Source organism: Bordetella petrii (assembly GCF_000067205.1).
Taxonomy (GTDB): domain Bacteria; phylum Pseudomonadota; class Gammaproteobacteria; order Burkholderiales; family Burkholderiaceae_B; genus Bordetella_A; species Bordetella_A petrii.
The window spans coordinates 4711666-4731508 of sequence record NC_010170.1 but is presented as its reverse complement, the minus strand read 5'-3'; the positions used below and the strand labels follow the sequence as shown (position 1 = coordinate 4731508).

The window sequence follows — 19843 nt, the reverse complement described above, 5'->3', positions numbered from 1 at the left end:
CAGGTTCTGGGCGCGCAGTGCGGCGGCCTGTCTGGTGTACGAGGTATTGCTCATCAAGTCTGCTCCCGTGGGCGCCAGTCTACCGGACGGCGGGCCGGGCTGGGCTACTATGGCTGCCATTCCCCGCAAGATGCCAAATGCTATGGGCCAGTCCCAAGAACTGCAATTGCTGGTCGAACTGGTGCGCGCCGGCAGCTTTTCCGCCGCCGCGCGCGAAATGGGTGTAACCACCGCCGCGGTCAGCAAGCGCCTGGCGCAGATCGAAGACCGCCTGGGCGTACGCCTGCTCAACCGCAATACCCGCCGCATCAGCCTGACGGCCGAAGGCGAGCTGTACCTGGAAAACGCTCGCCGCATTCTCGACGACATCGAGCACCTGGACCAGCTCATGGCCAACCGCCAGGCCCAGCCGCGCGGCCTGCTGAAAGTGAACGCGCCGCTGGGTTTCGGACGCAGCTACATCGCCCCGGCCATCGTGCAGTTCGCGCGCCGCTACCCCAAGGTAGAAGTGCAGTTGCAATTGACCGACGCGCCCGGCGACTTCGTGCAAGACGCCTTCGACGTGGCCATCCGGTTCGGGGATATTCCCGACGCCCGCTTGATCGCCCGGCGCATCGCACCCAACCGCCGCCTGGTGTGCGCCGCGCCGGCCTACCTGAAAAAACACGGCCGCCCGCAAACGCCCCAAGACCTGGCGCGCCACCAATGCATCGTGCTGCGCCAGAACGACGACACCTACGGCCTGTGGCGCTTTACCCGCGGCGACCGCAGCGACACCGTAAAAGTACGCGGCGGCTTGAGCAGCAACGACGGCGAAGTCACGCTGACCTGGGGACTGGCCGGGCTGGGCATCCTGCAACGCGCCGAATGGGATCTGGCGCGCTACCTGCGGTCGGGCCGGCTGGAACTGCTGCTGCAAGACTACGCCCTGCCGCCCGCCGACATCCACGCCGTATTCCCCGAACGCAATCACCTGTCGGCCAAGGTGCGCGTGTTCATCGACTTCCTGGTCGATTACTTCCAAGACCGCCGCCAACCCACCGGCGCCGCCTGGTGACAGTTGTCTGACACCGCAGTGCGCGGCAACTGCCGCCTGCAAACGGTGTCTGACACCCTGTGGGAGTCAGACACCTGGCATACCGGTGCGGCCCGTTGGCAGGTGTCTGGCTCCGATGCGGCCCGTTGGCAGGTGTCTGGCTCCGAAGGTGCCTGACACCGCAGTGCGCGGCAACTGCTGCCTGCAAACGGTGTCTGACACCCTGTGGGAGTCAGACACCTGGCATACCAGTGCGGCCCATTGGCAGGTGTCTGGCTCCGATGCGGCTCGTTGGCAGGTGTCTGGCTCCGAAGTGAAGTGACCCCACAAAGTTGGACAGTTTTGGCCGTTATGTGGCCAGGAGCTGAGTCCGGTATTGCACCGGACTCAACCCGTTAAGTTTGAGCTTAATGCGGTGATGATTGTAGTAGTGGATATATCGGTCGATCCCGTCCTTGAGCTGTTCGATGGTCTGGAAGGTGTTCAGGTGGAAGAACTCGGCCTTCAGGGTGCCGAAGAAGCTCTCGATGGCGGCATTGTCCAGGCAATTTCCCTGTCGTGACATGCTCTGGGTGACCGCGTGCTGCGCCAGGAGCTCGCGGTAGGCGGGCATCTGGTATTGCCACCCCTGGTCCGAGTGCAGGATGGGCCGCTCGTACGGGCTGAGCCGGGCGCAGGCTTGCCTGAGCATGGCTGCGACCATGGCGAAGCTGGGGCGGCAGGCCATTTCGTAGGCGATGATCTCGCCATTGCACAGGTCCATCACCGGCGAGAGGTACAGCTTCTGGGTGCCGACCCTGAACTCGGTCACATCGGTGGCCCACTTCTGATTCGGGCGAGCAGCCCTGAACTGGCGTCGCAGCACGTTCGGGGCGAGCTGGCTCAGCGTGCCTCGGTAGGAGCGATACTTCTTGACCCGTACGCAAGACTTCAACCCCAACAGGCCCATCAGGCGCTGCACCGTCTTGTGGTTGACCGGCCAGCCTTGCTGGCGGATCGCCTCGGTGATGCGTCGATAGCCGTAGCGGCCGTGATGCTGGGCAAAAATTGCGCAGATCCGGGACTTCAATGACGCGAACTTGTCTTCGGCTTGCCCGGCCCGCCATTGGTAGTAGAAGGTGCTGCGTGACAGCCCCACCACCGACAACAAGCCCGCAAGAGGGAATTGCTGCCTTAGTTCAAGCACTATTTGCGCTTTTTCTGCTGCGCCGATTTCTGTTTGGCTTGAACCAAGGCATCGAGCTTTTTTAGGTACGCGTTCTCCATGCGCAGAAACTGCAGTTCCTTGAGCAGATCTTCGCGTGTACGCGTGGCATCGGGCGATGCCGGTTTCACGGGCGAGGTCATTGCGGGGGGCTGTCCTGTAGATAAAGCGGCTAGACCCTGTACATCATACTGGCGTGCCCAGCGGGCGATGATGTTGAAGTTGCGGATGTCGAACCGCGCTGCCGCCTGCCGATACGACAGGCCCTGCTGTTTCATCTGTTGCAGCACCGTCTGCTTGAACGAGGCGCTGTAGCGGCCGCGCTTGGCGCGCACGCCCGAGGCGCCATGCTCCCGGTAGGCCGCCGCCCAGCGTCGCAGCGCATGCGGGTTCACGCCGTGGCGTTGCGCCACGGCTTCCAGTCCCAAATCGCCCCGGCAATACTCCTCGACCGCTGCAAACTTGGTCTGTTCGCTGTACTTCACCATAAAAATACCCCCATAAGTTGGTATCCAACTTTTGGGGGTCACTTCACGAAGGTGCCTGACACCGCAGTGCGCGGCAATGCCGCCTGAAAACGGTGTCTGACACCCTGTGGGAGTCAGACACCTGGCATACCAGTGCGGCCCGCTGGCTGGTGTCTGGCTCCGAAGGTGCCTGACACCGCAGAGCGCAGCAACTGCCGCTTGCAAACGGTGTCTGACACCCTATGGGAGTCAGACACCTGGCATACCCGCGCGGCCCGCTGGCTGGTGTCTGGCTCCGAAGGTGCCTGACACCGCAGAGCGCGGCAACTGCCGCTTGCAAACGGTGTCTGACACCCTATGGGAGTCAGACACCTGGCATACCCGCGCGGCCCGCTGGCAGGTGTCTGGCTCCGAAGGTGCCTGACACTGCCGTGCGCGGCAATTGCCGCTTGCAAACGGTGTCTGACACCCAGTGGGAGTCAGACACCTGGCATACCGGTGCGGCCCGCTGGCTGGTGTCTGGCTCCGAAGGTGCCTGACACCGCAGTGCGCGGCAGGCCGAGGGCGCCTGCACGCGCCCGCGCCCGACGCACGGGCGCCGCCCCCACCCCAGCGAACACCGCGGGACGGCGCAAGAACCCCGAGCCCACTCGAAGACCTCCCTCAGTTGATCGCCACATTCGCCTGCTTCACCAGCTTGGCGTAGCGCTCAGTATCGTCCTTGATCTGCTGCGCCATGTGCGCGCTGCTGTCGCCCACCGGCACCGCGCCAATCTCCGCCATGCGCTGGCCAAACCCCGGCGACTTGATGATGTTCACCATCTCGGCATTCAGGCGCGCCACCACCTCGGGCGGCGTTGCCGCCGGCGCCAGCACGCCGAACCACGTACCCATGTTGAAACCCTTCAGCCCCGCTTCCTGCAGCGTAGGCACATCGGGCAGGGCAGCCGAGCGCTGGTCGGTCGTCACCGCCAGGGCGCGCAACTTGCCCGACTTAACGTGCGGCAGCACCGGCGTAATCGTGTCGAACGACATATCGATCTGGCCGCCCAGCAGGTCGGTCGTCAACGGACCGCTACCCTTGTAGGGCACGTGCAGCAGCGTCACCCCGCCCAGGTTCTGGAACTGCGCGCCGATCATGTGCTGCCCCGTGCCCATGCCGTTAGAACCGAAAGTCAGCTTGCCGGGCTCCTTGCGCGCCAGATCCAGCAGCTCTTGCACACTATGCGCCGGCACCTTGGGGTTCACCACCAGGATATTCGGCACCAGGGCCACCGTGGTGACCGGCGCGAAATCCTTCTGAAAGTCATAGTTCAGGCTGTGATACACGCTCGTGGCAATCGTGTGGTGCACCGCGCCCATCAGCAGCGTATAGCCATCGGGCCGCGCCTTGGACACGTAGTCGGCGCCCAGCGTGGCGCCCGCGCCGGGCTTGTTTTCCACCACCACCGGCTGCCCCAGGCTCTTGGCCAGCTCATCGCCCAGCGCGCGCGCCAGCGCGTCGGTCGTGCCGCCGGCCGGAAACGGCACCACCAGGCTCACCGGCCGCGCCGGATACGACTGCGCCGCGGCGCCCCCCGCCAGCATGATGCCCGTGGCGCACAGCGCGCCGGCCAGCGCGCGGCGCAGGCTGTTCCTTGCAAGTTTCATGATGTCTCCTGTTTTTTATAGATGAATGGCGCGCTGCCCCTAGGCCGCGCGCGCCTGGCCCGCCGTCTGCCGCAGGTGCTGGCAAACGGCCTGCGTAACCTGCTCGGTGGTCGCCGTGCCGCCCAGGTCGCGCGTATGCAATGCCTGGTCAGCCGTCACGCTTTCCACGGCGCGCATCATGCGCGCCGCCGCCTGGTGCTCGCCCAGGTGCTCCAGCAGCATGACCACCGACCAGAACGTGCCTATCGGATTCGCCAGGCCCTTGCCCATGATGTCGAAGGCCGAACCGTGAATAGGCTCGAACATCGACGGGCCGCGTCGCTCCGGGTCGATATTGCCGGTGGGTGCGATGCCCAGGCTGCCCGCCAGCGCCGCGGCCAGATCGCTCAGAATATCGGCGTGCAGGTTGGTCGCCACGATGGTGTCCAGCGAGGCAGGGCGGTTGACCATGCGCGCCGTGGCGGCGTCCACCAGTTCCTTGTCCCAGCGCACATCGGGAAACTCGCGGCTGATCTCCAGCGCGATCTCATCCCACATCACCATGGCATGGCGCTGCGCGTTCGACTTGGTTACCACCGTCAGCTGCTTGCGCGGCCGCGACTGCGCCAGCCGGAACGCATAGCGCAGAATGCGTTCCACCCCGGCGCGCGTCATCATCGACACATCCGTGGCGGCCTCGATCGGCAGCCCCTGATGCACACGGCCGCCCACTCCGGAATACTCGCCTTCGGAGTTCTCGCGCACGATCACCCAGTCAAGCTGCTCGGCGGTGCAGCGCTTCAGCGGCCCGTCGATGCCGGGCAGCAGGCGGGTAGGGCGCACATTGGCGTATTGGTCCAGGCCCTGGCAGATCTTCAGCCGCAGGCCCCACAACGTAATGTGGTCGGCAATGTCGGGGTCGCCCGCCGAACCGAACAGAATCGCGTCCTTGTCGCGCAGTGGCTCCAGCCCGTCGGCCGGCATCATCACGCCGTGGCGGCGATAGTAGTCGCCCCCCCAGTCGAAATCCTGGAACTCGAACGTAAACGATCCGTCGGTCTCGGCCAGCACCTGCATGGCCTGCCGGCCCGCGGGAATGACCTCTTTGCCGATGCCGTCGCCGGGAATGGTTGCGATGCGGTACGTCTTCATGTGCCTGACTCCTGGCCGGCGACCGTCGCCAGCTTGCTTGTCGGGCACTGTACCCAGCGCATCGCCGCGGCGGGCCGCTGGCGATTCAAAACATTTTTAACTTCAGGTTAACGGGCGCGCCGCTGCTTTCGCGGGCGTACGGGCAGGCATGGCCTGCACCCGTTGCACCACCCATACACTGCCGATCACGATAATCATGCCCGCCAGTTGCGGTGTATTCAGGCGTTGACCCAACAGCGCCCAGCCCAGCACCACCGCTGTCACCGGGCTCAGGAAACCCAGCGCGGCCACCGCGGCAGGCCCCAGTCGCGCCAGCCCGCGAAACCACAGCGCATAGGTAAAAGCGCCGCCAATTACCGCCAGGTACGCCAGGCCGCCCAGATTGGCGGCGCTCAGCGCGGGCAGCGGCGGTTCCAGCCAGGCCGCGACAGGCAGCAACAACAGGCCGCCCGCCGTCAACTGCCAACTGGCGAAGGTCAGCGCCCGCACGGGCGGCTGCCAGCGGCGGCTAAGCACCGTGCCCAGCGCCATGGCCAACGCGCCGATCAGCCCGGCGGCCACGCCCAGCGGGTCCAGCGCCGCGTCGGGCGTCAACACCAGCAGGCCCACGCCGCCTATGCCGGCCATCGCGGCCGCCACCGACCAGCCCCGCACCGGCGCGCCCAGCAGCAGCCGGGCCAGGCCGATCACGATCAGCGTCTGGATCGAGCCCAGCGTGGCTGCCACCCCGCCGGGCAAGCGGTAGGCGCTGACAAACAACATGGCCCAGAACACCGAAAAATTCAGCCCGCCCAACAAGAAACTGCGCAGCCACCATATGCCGTGCGGCAGGCTGCGCGCCCACCACAGCAGCAGCAGGCCGGCCGGCAGGGCGCGCAACATGGCAACCGTCAGCGGATAGCCGTCCGGCAGCAATTCGGTGGTCACGATATAGGTGCTTCCCCAGATGGCCGGGGCCAGGGCCGTGGCAAACACGTCGGCGCTGCGAGGCATGGTGTGGCTCCTGATGTGGTTTCCGGCGCGGCGTGTTAAGCCAGTTCCAATACTTGCGCCAGCGGCCGGCGCGGCTTCTGGGGCCAGTTGCCGGGCGCGGCGCGGCCCATGGCCACCAGCATCACCGGCACCTCATCGTCGGCCAGCGCAAACTCGCGCGCCACGCCGGCCGCGTCAAACCCGCTCATGGGGCATGATGCCAGTCCCAACGCCTGCCCCGCCAGCATCAACGTCGACGCGCCCAGCGCCGCACTACGCACGGCTTCGTCGCGCTGTCGACGAGGCTGGTCCTGGTACAGACGGGCCGCCGCGTCTTCCCAGGCCGGCACCATGTCGGCCGGCATGAAGCCGGCCTGCACCGAAGGTGTCAGCCGCGTGGCCAATACATCGTGCCGCGCCAGCACGCCCACCACAATGAACGTCACCGCCGCATCGCCCACCTTCGCCTGGCCCCAGGCCAACTCGCGCAGCCGTGCTTTGGCGGCCGCGGTATGCACCGCAATAAAACGCCAGTTCTGCAAATTGAAAGCGGTCGGCGCGCGCGTCGCCAGTTCGGTCAGCCGCTCGATCTGCGCCAGTGCAAGCTGGTGGTCCGGGTCGAAATAATTCGCCGACGTGCGCTCCTCGATCGCGGCAATCAATGCGTTTTCCATCAGTGAAATTCTCCAGAATGAAGCGTTTTGTCATCGCCCCGCGGCGTCCAGTTGGGCGGGGGCGGCGCGTTGGGCGGCGGGGCAGCCTGCGCAGCAGGCCGAGGGCGCCTGTATGCGCCCGAGCCCGGCGCACGTGTGCCGCCCCGCCCAACTGGACGCCGCGGGGCGTCGCAAGAACCGAAACCCCGTCGAAACCCATACCGTCAGACTAATCCATCTACCATGAATTGATAATATTCACTAAAGTGCAATCACTATCATCTGAGAGTAAATAATCATGGAACAGCTCACCGCCCTGCGCGTGTTCCGCAACGTCGTCCAGTTGGGCAGCTTCGCCCAAGCCGCCCGCCAGTTGCGGCTATCGCCCGCGGCGGTCAGCAAGAACATCGGCGAACTCGAAGCCCACCTGGGCGCGCGCCTGCTTCAGCGCACCACTCGCCGCATGAGCCTGACCGAAGCCGGCAGCCTGTATTACGAACAGATCAGCCGCATTCTCGATGACCTCGACGAAGCCGGCCGTTCGCTTGCCCCCCTGCAGACCGGCCCCAGCGGGGTGCTGCGGGTCAGCGCGCCCATGTCGTTGACGCTGTCCCGGCTGTCCGCCGCCATCCCGGCCTTTCTGCAGGCCTACCCCGACCTGTCGCTCGACCTGCACCTGGAAGACCGGCGCGTCGACATCATCCAGGAAGGCTATGACCTTGCCATCCGCGGTACCGACCAGCTCGAAGACTCCTCGCTCGTCGCCCGCCCGCTCACCGTGCTGCCGCATGTACTATGCGGCGCGCCCGCATACTTCCAACGGCACGGCGAGCCTGATACCCCCCAGGCGCTGCGAGGCCATAACTGCCTGCGCTTCACCCTGTCTGGCCACGCCGACGAGTGGACTTTCCGCCGGCACGGGCAGACCGTGCGCGTGCCTGTGCGCGGACGCTACCAGGTCAATTCCAGCCTGGCCGTGCGCGACGCGCTGCGGGCCGGCTTCGGCCTGAGCCTGGTGCCGCGCACTTATGTAGAAGACGACCTCGCGCAGGGCCGCCTGCGCGCCGTGCTGAACGACTGGGCCATGGTCGATACCTATCTTTATGCGGTCTATCCCTCGCGCCGCCATGTGGCGGCCAAAGTGCGGGCGTTTGCCGACTTCGTTCGCGCCGAACTGCAAGGGCCGGTTACCGAATCCCGCGCCGCCAACTAATTGATCGGTCAACCTTGACGGCAGACAAGCGTGCTTTCTGACTAGTCCATCAGAATCCACAAGTTAAGCGCCTCGCAGCCGTACTCGCCGTCGCGCTGCCTGGCCCTTCGTTTGTCATTTCAATCGCCGCGTTGCCCCGATGCCTTGCTTGCAGGCCTGCACGCCCGCTATGCCGTGGCCGCGCGGCCACGGGCGTCATCAGTGTCATTTGCACGCCAGCGCGGTAACCCGTCCGGCTTTTCCTGCTTGCGCTTTACTCCTGAACTTCCAAGAAATGGTTTGCCTGGCGCCCGTCCGGATGTACCCTATCCGCCGTGGGATCATTTCCATCGGGTCGAGCCTTCCATGTCAGCCACTCATCCCGAAGCGGCCTGGGTTGCCGCCCTGCTGCTCTTTGCACCCATTGCAATGGGTACGGTGGCTTTTTTGTTTCTCGATCGCCACCATCTGCGGTCCGAACGCGACACCCTGCAGTCGCGCGAGCAATACACCCGCCGCGCCATCGAAAGCATCACCGACACCGGCCGGGTCGCGCTGTTCCTCCTGCGCCAGGACACCCGCGGGCAGCGCAGCTTCTTCCATGTAATGGGCCGCACCGAGCGCTTTATCGGCTGCCCAGCCGAACACATCACCGCCGATGCCAACAACTGGCTGCGCCGTCTGCCCGATGCCGACCGCGCCACGCTTGAACAGTCCATCGCCCGGTCGCTGGCCGAATCGCGCCCCATTCGTGTCGATCTCCAAGTGCGGCGCTCAGGCGGATCGGCCTGGGTGCGCCTGGGCACAGGCGTGCCCGACCGCCGGCCCGACCAATCCGTGATCTGGGCCGGCTACTGGGCCGACACCACGCCCGAGCATGAACAGGCGCGAATCCTGGCCCAGGCCAAGCACGATGCCGAAGCCAGCGCCGAAGCAAAGGCCCGCTTCCTGGCGGCCATGAGCCACGAAATTCGCACGCCGCTGGCCACCATCATCGGGGCGCTCGACCTCATGCGTGAAACCGGCCTGCAAACCGGGCAGCGCCAGCACTACCAGCTTGCCGACGACGCCGCCCGCCTGCTGATGGAGATCATCGGCGACATTCTCGATTTCTCGCGCCTCGAATCCGGCTATGCAGAAGCCGAGGCCGTGCCCTTCGATCTGCGCGACGTACTGGGTCAGGTGCTGCGCGTATTCGAACTGCTGGCGCGGCGCAAAGGCATCGCGCTGACGCTCGACGTCGCGCCGGGTGTGGCCCACACGTTAATGGGCGATCCCACCCGCATTCAGCAAATCGTTCTGAACCTGGTGGGCAACGCCGTCAAGTTCACCGAGCAGGGCGGCATCCACGTCAGCGCCTGTCTCGAAGCCGCGCCGCGCACCGGCGCCCAAGATGACGGGCAACATGAAGGGCAAGATTGTGCGCTAGATATGACTGCGCGCGCCGATGCGCGGGCGTCCGCTTTGCCCGAAGTGCAGCACATCGCGCTTACGGTCGCTGACACAGGCGTCGGTATTCCCGAGTCGGTACACAGTCAGCTGTTCCAGGCGTTTACCCAGGCCGATATTTCCACCGCGCGGCGATACGGCGGCAGCGGCCTGGGGCTGGCCATCTGCCACAGGCTGGCCGGCCTGCTGGGCGGCTCCATACGCCTGCTGCACAGCGCGCCAGGGCAAGGCAGCGCTTTCCAGGTGAGCTTGCCGCTACCCGTGGCGCACGCTTCCGCCACCGTCAACGCGATTACCGGCACTATCGATGCCAGCGCCAGCGCCAGCGCCAGCGCCGATGCGAGCGTCAACTCAGACATCGATAGCGGCCCCGACGCCGGCGCCGACCAGGCGGCTCGGCTCGCCGCCCGCCCCGCTTCTGGCGCCCAAACCGCACGCGTCCTGGCCGTGGACGACCACGAACCTTACCGCATCATCCTGCGCCAACTGATGCTTCGGGCCGGCCTGAACTGCGACACCGTGGCCGACGCCGAACAGGCGCTCGAAGCCCTGCGCCAGCACGACTACGCCATGCTGTTTACCGACTGCCAGATGCCCGGCATCGACGGCTGCGAACTTGCGCGGCGCGTGCGCCAGCAAGAAGCGCAAGCGCAGCGGCCGCGCCTGCCCATCGTGGGCGTGACGGCCGACTGCAGCACTCAGCAGATGCAGCGCTGCCGCGCCAGCGGCATGGACGACTACCTTGCCAAGCCCGTCGCTTTCATCGACCTGCAAAAATGCATCAATAAATGGATCAACTGAACCCGTGACCAGCGTACTCATCGTCGACGACCATCCTTCGTTGCGGCTGATACTCAGGCAGCAACTGTCCCAGATGCTGGGCGTGTCGCAGATCATCGAGGCCGGCAACGGCCAGGACGCCGTGCAGGCCGTGCGCCAGCACGAGCCCGGCCTCGTCATTCTGGACATCGATCTGCCCAAGATCAACGGCCTTGAGGCCATTCCCCGCATCAAGCTTATCAAGCCCGACATCCGCATTCTGGTCATTTCCGCGCAAGATCCCGTCGTTTTCGCGCCGCGGGTCAAGGCGGCTGGCGCGCAAGGCTACATCAGCAAGGTGCAGGAACTACCTGAAATCGTGCGCGCCATCGAAACCGTGCTGGCGGGCTACAGTGTTTTTCCCGATGTTGCCCATCGCCCGGTTCCAAGCAGCGATGCCGACGCCGCCAATAAAATCGAGCGGCTGTCCGACAAAGAAATCATCGTCATGCAGATGCTGGTGCGCGGCATGTCCAATAAAGACATCGGCGACGCGCTGTTCATCAGCAACAAAACCGTCAGCACTTACAAAACCCGCCTCATGGCCAAATTGGGTGTGGGTTCGTTGGTAGAACTGGTCGACTTCGCGCGCAGGCACCAAATCGTGCGCTAAGCCCGTGTGCCTTCCCGCCTACACACTTACCGCCATGCACCATGCCTTGATCCTGTCTACGCATCACGATCGCGCCGCCGGGCGCGGCCCGGCCGATATCTTGCGCGGGTTCGGCATGGCCGTGCGCGAAGCTGCCTGGCCGGCGGCCGCGCCTTTCGCCGATGTCGACCACGCTGTCGTTATCATCGAGCTATCGGTAGGCGAGGCCGCTCCCGATGCCGACCAACTGAGCCGGGCAGGGTTGGCGGGCGCCATCGTCCTTACCTGTGGCGCCGCGCCGGCTGGTGCGCCGTCCGTGCGTCGGCATTTATCCGATCCGGCCGACGAAGGCGCCATGGCCGTTGCGTTGACGGGCGCCGGCTATGCGGCGCCGATTCCAGATAAAGCGGCGCTGGCGCAGCAGCTTGGCGCCTTGGTGGACGACGATCCGTCGGTGGTGACGGAACTCGTCGCCAGTTTGCTCGACACCAATCAGTCTGACTTGCGCGACTTCCGCCAGGCCTGCGCCGCGCGCCGCTGGCCCGACGCCCGCGCTTGCGCGCATCGCATCAAGGGCACGGCACATCTGGTGGGCGCGCCCGCGCTGGTAGCGCTCAGCCAGCGCATTGAATTGCTGGCCCAGCATGAGCAAGGCGACACAGTAGCGGCGCTGGCCAGCCTGTACGTGCCCGCTGTGCAGCGCTTGTCGCAGACGTTGGCTGCGCTGGTTGGTTAAGACAATACGGGCTGTGGCAAGTGTGCCCGCAGCGCCGCTTGCAATTCCGCCAACCCTGCCGGCTTGAACAGCACGGCGTCCATGCCGGCGTCGATGGCTTGCTGGGCGTAGTTATCTTGCGCACCCGCCGTATAACCCAAGACCGGCATGCGGGCATTGGGTTCGGGGCCTGCCCGCAATGCGCGCACGAACTCCATGCCGTTCATCCTGGGCATGGCGCAGTCGCAGATCGCCAGCTTGAAAACCTGCCTGCCGACGGCTTCCAGCGCCTGCAGACCATTCTCGGCGCAGACGACGGCATGACCAAGCTTTTGCAGCTGGTGCTTAAGCAACGTACGGTTGGCCGCATGGTCGTCCACAACCAATATCGGCGCTTGCGGCTCGGGTGCATTGGCCTGGCCGCCTGGCGAAAGCTGAGGCAGCGCTTTTACGGGAAACCGCAGGCGAACCACCACGCGGGTGCCTTGATTCCGCTTGCTGCTAATGCGTATATACCCGCCCATGATGTCGACCAGCCGCTTGCAAATGGACAGCCCCAACCCGGCCCCGCCAACCGTGGCCGACGCCCCGGCTTGCACGAACGGGTCGAACAACGTGGGCAATACGGCGGGTTCGATGCCAATGCCGGTATCGCTGACGGCAAACTGCACCCATTGGTGTGCGTCGCGGATGCTTGTCGCGCGTATCTGAATTTGAATGCTGCCCTGTTCCGTGAAGCGTATCGCATTGGAAAGCAGGTTGTTCAGAATCTGCTTCAGCCGCAGCGGGTCAACCAAATGATGGTCGGCAACCATGGGCATGATGTCGACATCCAGCGCCACGCCTTTGCTGTGGGCCATGGGTGAAAACACACCAGAAACCTCGGCCGCAATATCGCGCAACGACACGATGGATGGCCGCAAGTCGAGCTTGCCGGCTTCCATTTTTGATAAATCGAGCAGATCATCTATTAACGCCAGCAGCGAGCGCGCCGATTGCAGGGCCATTTCCAGTTGCTGCCTTGCGGCGGCCGCCAGCGAGTCTTGCAACAGCGTGAGCTCCAGCATGCCCATGATGGCGTTCATGGGTGTGCGAATATCATGGCTGATGGATGCCAGGAAGGTGGACTTGGCGCGATACGCGGCTTCGGCGCGGTCGCGCGCCCCGGCCAGCTCGGCCAGGGCGCGGTGCCGTTCGGTAACGTCGAACCAGCCGCCGATCACCCCAATAACCTTGCCGCCTCCGCCGCGCAATGGCGATGTCCAGTGCTGCAGCGTAGCCGTGCCCGAGCGCAGCCGTACGGTGCGGTCTTCAATGGCCGGGGTGGCGCTGTTCATGGTAAGACGATATTGGCGTTCTAGTTCGCGGGCATCCAGAGTATTTGCGCCCATGGCGCGCAAGGTGGCTTCAACCGATGCAAGATTCAAGGCACTGCGAGGCTGGCCGCAAAGGTGCGCATATGCCCTATTGCATGCCGTCAGTTCCAGCTTGCTGTTGCGCAAGTAGATGGGCATGGGAATGGCGTCGAGCATCGTCATGTACGTGTGCAGCAGGCTTCTCATAGTGCGTAAGATGCGCCGTTGGCGGTGCATGCGGCCCACCAGAAGCAGGGCGGCGCCAACCGCCAGCGTGCCCGCCGCCAACGCCAGCAAGGAAGACCAGGCCAGGAACCCGCGCCACGGCTGTGCGGCCAGCATGGCCGCCAGCTGATCGTCCGTGGCGGTTGCCACGGATATGCAAACAAAAGCGATCCCGACAAAGCTCAAGGTCGAGCCTGCAAGGGTTAGCGCCAGGGGAAAGTTCTTGCGACGTGCCATAGTCGCAAGACTACGCGCTACTACAGCGTCATAAATGCAGAATTTTCGCGAAATGCGTCGGAAATTTCTGAACGCCCTGCGCGTGGGCGCGCAGAGTTTTTGTTTTATGGATAGGTAATCGTAAATGTGCCCGACGTTTTGGCGGAACCAGGGGTAACATTCGGCGCTACCTGCATATAACGGGCGCTTAGTTTCAGAGGCTGAGTGGGTTGGGATTGGGTCGTTACCATCGTATACCCCGTGCCATCCGCTATTATGGCTTCCGCACCTTCCTCCCCTAGGAGCTGAATGCCGACTCCAGTGGCAGTAGAAGTGCTGTCAAGTGCCATTATGCTATTAGTGTACGGAGCCGGAATGGTCGGGGCAGAGGGAACGGAAGGTTTCCAGCCCATTCTTATGGGCACGCCAGTAGGGCAGTCTATCAGTTGAATAGTAAAATTCACTGTTGGCGAGGTAACCCCCGGTGTGGAGCCGTTGAAGTGGTGCGAACCCAGATCGACGACAGTATAGCCCGGTACTTTGCAGGTGTGCAGCTGAATGTTTGGCGGTTCTTCTGCTACGATGATACGGGCGTAGTTGAGTGCGTAGTAGGCGTCCCCGTCCGCGATGGCGTTCGAACTGGTCCTTACGTAGCCAATGGGACGGTGTGAGGGGGAAATTGTGTCGTATGAGATAGGCCCTAAGGCGATAAGTTCGACCGTTTGACTACTAGGCATAACGTTGTTGTGGAAATTGTCACCGTACGTATAGTTAAACGCGTTGGGGAACGACGGTAGGAACATAGTTGATTCCGTCACTGTTGTGGCTCCGACAAAACGATAGCCAACACTCATTCCAGGAATAGTTACTATGCCTCCTGGCAATGCCTTCCACGGTGGTAGTAGCGAAAGCTCAAGTCTGGAGTATAAAGAAGCATCTTTTTCGCCGGTGCACATTACCCTGCGATTTATTAACACGCGGTAAATGGTAGAGGTGTGGAGGACCGTGTACAGAGGTGGATTTGGAGGAGTCTTGAGCGCCGCGGAGCTGATATTAGATATGTACCTATCCTCTGGCTTGAAGCTACCAGAACCGGCAGTAGACATGGTGCAGGTTAGGGTGGAGGCGAAGACGATCGACGTAGGCATCATCGCCACGCCTGCTAGCACCAGCCCTCCCGCACTCAGCTTATACATAATTCGCTGGAATAGCGGTCGAGGACGTTGGTGGTCAACAGCGAGGATGGCGCGCATAGCCAAGCGGAAGTACTGAGTGATATTCATATTCAGAGTCCCGTGGGCACGCACGTGCCCTGCAACAGGTGAAATGGTTGGTCAGCCTTTCCGGCTGCTTCGGGAAGGGCGTAGTCCACGGTGCATTGCTGCGCGGCCGTGGCGCCCCATTTGATGGTGATGCGGCCCTTGGTGTCTTTCAGGCTGCTGGCGATGATGCGGCTGCCCTGGGCCACGGTGCCGACCTGATTGCCGTTGCCGTCCAGCGCCTGGGCGCCGAAGGGCAACGCCTGGCCATCTGCCTGGCGCGCACGGATAACCGCCGCCTGCCCGCCGGCCTCGACCTCGAACTTCACCGGCACGATGGCGCCGGCCGTGGGCGCCACGTGCTGGATGGTGGATTTGAACTGCACGTTCAGCGGCAGGCCATTGGGATCGACTTCGATGGTGTTTTGCGCGAAGGGAGTCAGGTTCGACACCACCCCGTAGCCGCGCGAATTGACGCGCAGCCCGCCCATGTTGGCGATGCGGGCCCCTGCCGCGCCCTGGGCGTCGACGATGGCGAAGGTGTCGCCCAGCGATGGCGTCAGCGCGACCCCGCCGCCCCATGCCACGGCCGCGCCCGAAATGCTGGCGCTGGCCTGGCTGCTGTTGCTAGAGCGGCTGGCGCTGGCGCCCAATTGCGCCAGGGGCGAGGTCCAGGAAGCATTGGCGCTGACGTTATTGCTATTGGCGCCTTGGCCGCCGTGCCGCGAGTGGCTGGCGCTGACGCCGTAGTACAACGGGCTGTCAGAACCGCCCAGGCTGCCGTTGACGGTTTCATATATGAACGTGCTGCGGGTACGGTTGTTGCGCTGGATGGTGGTATTGGACCGCGGCGCGTTGGCGCCGCTGCCCAGCGGCAGGCTGAAGTTCAGCATGTAGGTGTTTTCCCACTTGCCCGAGTACGCGCTGTACTGCCGCGAGGCGCTGATGTTGTAGTTCACCCGTTTGAACGAGTTGCTGTAGCCCGCCTGGTATTCGGTGTCGCGGCCGCTGTGGCCCCAGTAGTTCTGGCTATAGCCCGACAAATACAACGACCCCCAGCGCTCGCCCAGGGGTTGGTTCAGCATGACCTGAAGCCGCCCTTTTGCGCTGCCGTAGCCTCGGGGCAACGCGTAAAGAGAGTCGGCCGAACGCAGGGCCACGGTATCGGCCAGGTTAAGAAAGCCATCGGTGGAATAGCGGTAGGCAGCCAGGGTGACGCTGGTAGCGGTGGGCTCGTACAGCCGCGAATAGCTCAGGCCGTAGCTTTGGCCGCGGCGGTCGGGCTGGTTGCGCAGACGGGCGCGGGCATAGGTGGCGTCCAGGCTGAAGGCGCCCCATGACGTGTTCAGCGCGGCGCCGACTTCGCCCGCCAAATAATGTTCGGACGCGGTGATTCCGCCATAGCCGGTCACCAGGTTGTTGAACCCGTGGCGCACCGTGCCTTGAAATACATACGGGGTTTCGCCGCCCATGGTGTTACGGTATTGCCCGGCGGCCAGGCTGTAGCGTGTGGCGCCAGCCCGCAGTGCGTTGATGGGGGCCGAGAACGGCACGCGCGAAATATGCACGCTGCCGTCGGCTTCGGTTACCACGACTTCCAGGTCGCCGCCGTAGCCGGTGGGGTACAGGTCGTCGATCTGGAATTCGCCGGGCGCTACCGTGGTTTCGTAGATGACGATGCCGTTCTGGCGAATGCTGACGCGGGCGTTGCTGTTGGCAATGCCGTGTACCGTAGGCGCATAGCCGCGCAGCGACTCCGGGTACATGCGGTCATCGCTGGACAGGCGCACGCCGCGCAAGTTCAAGCTTTCCAGCACGTCTCCTTCGGTAAAGAATTCGCCGGCGGTCAACTGGCTTTTGATGGGCGCCAGTGAGCGCTGCACGGAGGTTTGGATGCTTTCATAATGCGTACCCAGATTTTCTTGATAGCTCAGATTGCCGCGATGGCGGAACCGCCACGCGCCAACGTTGAAGCCGCTGTCCAGGCCCAGGTAGCCTTGCGTGGACGCGCTGCCGTGCCGGCTGTTGTAGCGGTATACGTTGGCGTTGTAGCGCAGCATGCCGGCCGTGATGCCTTCGTTCCAGTGGTCGGGGTCGACATAGCCGCGTGCGCTGCGGTTCAGCCAGATTTGCGGAATGCTCAGGTACAGGTGTTGTTCGCCGTTGTCGAACTCGGCGCGAGCGTCGGGAATAAGGCCGGGCAGCCGCACACAGGAATTTTCTTGCAACTGCGCTTGCGCGGCGTCGTCCAGCCGCTGCACGTTGACGCCAGCCGTCGTCAGTAAATCGGTATCTACGCAGGGCTGTGGATAAGCTTCGCCGGCGAGCTGGCGCAAGCGTACCGTGCCGCGCCCTACCCGCCTGTCGTTGACGACGATCGGTACCGTGTAGTCGCCGGGTGCGGCGAAATTGCCCCGGTTGAAGCGGCTGATGTCCACCGGGGCGTCGCCAAAGCCGCGCAGCATGTCGGTGTTGAACTGCACTTCGGCCACCTGGGCGGACGACGCTTCCGCCGCCACTGAAGCCCCGATGCCGCAGGCGAACAGCGCCGAGACCAGGCCGCATGCATAGCGCAGGGGCGGCAGATGAGAGCGGGAAGCCAGCATGATGCGTTTCCTTAAGCGAGCCGCGGCGCTAGCGCGAGGGCCCTTGCAGCGCGGCTTCTTCTTCGGTGATGCCGCCGTAGTCGTTGACGAACTGGTAGCGCACCCGCGTGCCGGACGATGCCGTGGCCGCGCGGGGCAATGTCAGGGCGCGCGTTTCGAACGGCGCCAGCATGCCGGGCTCTTGCACGGCCAGGGTCTGCCCGCCGGTGGCGAGTTCCACCGCGGCAAAGCTGACGTGATAAGGCGTGGGGTTGCTTACCTGCAGTATTGGCTGGCTGTCTTTGGTGGCCAGTTGCCAGGTCAGCTGAGCAGGCGCTTGCGCTGCCGTGCCGGCCAAGCCGGCAGGCCGGAAGAACAGCTTGATGCGCGAGCGAAACGAGAATTGCAGAAAGTTTTCGCTGTTGGCGGCGGGCCGGGCGGGGACATCCAGCACATTCAGCCAGAAGACGCTTTCGCGGTCTTGCGGCATGGGTTCGCCGGAATGGATGATGCGCAGCGTCTGGCTTTTGCCAGGATCTACGCGTGACATAGGGGGAGACACCACAAAGGGCACTTCCAGCGTGCCGCGTTCGGCTTGTACGGCGCCGGTATCCAGCCAGGTTTGTACCAGGCTGGGCGACTCGCCTTTATTGGTAAGCCGAACGGTTTGTTCGCCGCCCGCCGCGTCGTAGATGATGCGCGTGGCGCCGATAACGATGGAAGCATGCGAGATGGCCGGCGCGATAGCGAAGGCTAGCGCGGCGGTGGAAAAGGCGGCGTACAGATAGCGGTGCAGACGCATGAGAGTTCCTGGTAGTGCATGCCAGGGCCGCGGGTTGCAGGCCAGGCTGTTGGCAGCCGTGCCGGGATACGGACGGCTGGAGAATGGGGCGCCCGGTAAGGCGCCCGTAGACACCGTAAGCCTGGTGGGCTTATTGGTAGACGATGGAGTAGGTGACGTTGGATTCGACGGCGCCCGCCGTGGCCGGAGCCGTTGCGTAGTAGCCGGCTTCGTACTGGAGGGTGGCTGCCCCGGTGTTGAACGAAACCGGCGTGCTTTGGGTGCTGGCAGCGCTGCCGACGACGATGTTGTTCGTGCTACCGGCCTGCCGCAGCGCGATATCGACGGCCGATGCGGGAAGAACCGTAGCGATGTTCTTCAGCCGCCCCTGGGGAGTGACGTTGGGACCCGGCTCGAAATTCGCCATGGCGGAAACGAGAGGCCCCTGGCAACCCGTTAGCTTGATTTCGAACGGCGTCCAGCCTGCCGTGGCTGCCGTCGTTGCCAGTGCACTGATGTTGACCTGGGGCAGGGCGACGGTATCGTTTGCGTTGCCCTTTCCATTGACATTGATGGTGCAGGAAGTGGCCAGGATCTGCCCGGTGAAGGTAATGGTGCCGTCGGCGGCGGCTGCGACATGCGCCGCGGCCAGGATTCCAGCGCCCGCAAGCAGGCCGGCAATACGAGAGAGTTTCATGATTGACTCCGTTAACAAGAAAGTTGAAAGGCTGGCGAACTGCCGGAACTTCGTAAGCCGATCGCAGCAAGACGGAGTCTAGAGATGAGGGGGCTTGCAGGGTTGAGGAAAAATCTGACAGACGTAGGGGAAAGTTCTTGTCAGCATCAGACACTGCAAGTTGCGCCGGCGCGGCGCGGCTACTGGTAGACCAGGTTGTATTCCACGCTGGTGTGCACAGTGCCTGGCGACACCTGGCCCAGGGCGTAGTAACCGGCCTCGTATACCTGGGTGGCATGGCCTTGCAGCACAACGGGGGTGCTGCCCTGGCTGCCGGGTGGCGCGCCGATAAGAATGTGCCGGGTTCTGCCCAGTTCGCGCAGGGCGATTTGCACGTTGCCGGCGGAACTATGGCTGTCTGGGCTGAGGCGGCCGGTGGCCATGTCTACGAAGGCGCCGGGCTCGAAATGGGTGCGCACCAAGGCGTATCTGTTGCCACAGTGCCGCAAGGTTATGGCGAACGGCGACCAGCCCGCGGTCTGGCCATGTGTGGTTAGCGTATCAGTGCCGATGGCGGGCAGGTCTACCGTGAAACGCGGCGACAGGCTGCGCGCCACGGCAGGGTGGCCGCCCCCGATTTCACAGCTTTCGGCGACGACGGCGCCCGTGAATGTGACATTTCCGCCCTGCGCCCAGGCCGAGGGCGTATTGGCCAGCAAGGCGATGCTCGCGACGAGACAGGCAGTGCGGGGTGTTTTCATGATCGGCTCCGTGGCGATGGAATGGCATGCCCCTGCCAGATGGCAGGAAGATCTGTTTGCATGCTTGCCGATAATGCTCGGCGCCTCGTTGCCGATTGGTAGGAA

The 19843-nt window shown here is 64.0% G+C and carries 16 protein-coding genes; 5 read left to right on the top strand and 11 right to left on the bottom strand.

Annotated features, from left to right (window positions below):
• Positions 1–142 precede the first annotated feature (142 nt).
• Positions 143–1057 carry a LysR family transcriptional regulator gene (locus BPET_RS22735; protein WP_050978288.1) on the top strand — a complete coding sequence of 305 codons (915 nt, stop codon included), beginning with the start codon at positions 143–145 and terminating at the stop codon, positions 1055–1057.
• A gap of 328 nt (positions 1058–1385) precedes the next feature.
• Here BPET_RS22735 and BPET_RS26210 read toward each other — a convergent pair.
• The 5 genes from BPET_RS26210 to BPET_RS22705 form a co-directional block, all read right to left on the bottom strand.
• Positions 1386–2728, bottom strand: a protein-coding gene (locus BPET_RS26210; protein ID WP_085970199.1) for an IS3-like element ISBope1 family transposase whose coding sequence is annotated in 2 segments (ribosomal slippage) — positions 1386–2287 and positions 2287–2728 — 1344 coding nt in all. Because the reading frame shifts where the segments join, the coding sequence is not laid out codon by codon here.
• Positions 2729–3370: 642 nt separating this feature from the next.
• Positions 3371–4357 (bottom strand): Bug family tripartite tricarboxylate transporter substrate binding protein, encoded by a 987-nt coding sequence (locus tag BPET_RS22720; RefSeq protein ID WP_012251308.1) that lies wholly within the window; start codon positions 4355–4357, stop codon positions 3371–3373.
• Between the two features lie 39 nt (positions 4358–4396).
• Entirely contained in the window at positions 4397–5488 is a 1092-nt protein-coding gene (locus BPET_RS22715; protein ID WP_012251307.1) for a tartrate dehydrogenase, read from the bottom strand.
• A 102-nt stretch (positions 5489–5590) separates the two neighbouring features.
• A complete protein-coding gene (locus tag BPET_RS22710; RefSeq protein ID WP_012251306.1) occupies positions 5591–6481 on the bottom strand; it encodes an EamA family transporter in 891 nt (296 codons plus the stop codon).
• A 35-nt stretch (positions 6482–6516) separates the two neighbouring features.
• On the bottom strand, positions 6517–7134 hold the full coding sequence (locus tag BPET_RS22705; RefSeq protein WP_012251305.1) for a nitroreductase family protein: 618 nt from the start codon (positions 7132–7134) through the stop codon (positions 6517–6519).
• 277 nt (positions 7135–7411) lie between these two features.
• Between BPET_RS22705 and BPET_RS22700 the strand changes: the two genes are divergently transcribed.
• From BPET_RS22700 to BPET_RS25610, 4 genes are all read left to right on the top strand, one after another.
• On the top strand, positions 7412–8326 hold the full coding sequence (locus BPET_RS22700) for a LysR family transcriptional regulator (RefSeq protein WP_012251304.1): 915 nt from the start codon (positions 7412–7414) through the stop codon (positions 8324–8326).
• Between the two features lie 345 nt (positions 8327–8671).
• Positions 8672–10555: an ATP-binding protein gene (locus BPET_RS22695; protein ID WP_081483036.1), complete on the top strand. Its 1884-nt coding sequence runs from the start codon at positions 8672–8674 to the stop codon at positions 10553–10555.
• A 4-nt stretch (positions 10556–10559) separates the two neighbouring features.
• Positions 10560–11186 (top strand): response regulator transcription factor, encoded by a 627-nt coding sequence (locus tag BPET_RS22690; RefSeq protein ID WP_012251302.1) that lies wholly within the window; start codon positions 10560–10562, stop codon positions 11184–11186.
• Between the two features lie 46 nt (positions 11187–11232).
• A complete protein-coding gene (locus BPET_RS25610; protein WP_050978287.1) occupies positions 11233–11901 on the top strand; it encodes an Hpt domain-containing protein in 669 nt (222 codons plus the stop codon).
• Here BPET_RS25610 and BPET_RS22680 read toward each other — a convergent pair.
• The 6 genes from BPET_RS22680 to BPET_RS22660 form a co-directional block, all read right to left on the bottom strand.
• Entirely contained in the window at positions 11898–13610 is a 1713-nt protein-coding gene (locus BPET_RS22680; protein WP_050978286.1) for an ATP-binding protein, read from the bottom strand. The genes BPET_RS25610 and BPET_RS22680 overlap by 4 nt on opposite strands.
• A 191-nt stretch (positions 13611–13801) precedes the next feature.
• Positions 13802–14413: a fimbrial protein gene (locus BPET_RS27595; protein WP_407921193.1), complete on the bottom strand. Its 612-nt coding sequence runs from the start codon at positions 14411–14413 to the stop codon at positions 13802–13804.
• Positions 14414–14961: 548 nt separating this feature from the next.
• A complete protein-coding gene (locus tag BPET_RS22675; RefSeq protein WP_012251298.1) occupies positions 14962–17541 on the bottom strand; it encodes a fimbria/pilus outer membrane usher protein in 2580 nt (859 codons plus the stop codon).
• A gap of 28 nt (positions 17542–17569) precedes the next feature.
• A complete protein-coding gene (locus BPET_RS22670) occupies positions 17570–18322 on the bottom strand; it encodes a fimbria/pilus periplasmic chaperone (RefSeq protein WP_012251297.1) in 753 nt (250 codons plus the stop codon).
• Between the two features lie 130 nt (positions 18323–18452).
• Positions 18453–18998, bottom strand: coding sequence for a fimbrial protein (locus tag BPET_RS22665; protein ID WP_012251296.1), 546 nt, complete (start codon positions 18996–18998; stop codon positions 18453–18455).
• A 179-nt stretch (positions 18999–19177) separates the two neighbouring features.
• Positions 19178–19738 (bottom strand): fimbrial protein, encoded by a 561-nt coding sequence (locus BPET_RS22660; protein ID WP_012251295.1) that lies wholly within the window; start codon positions 19736–19738, stop codon positions 19178–19180.
• Positions 19739–19843: the final 105 nt, after the last annotated feature.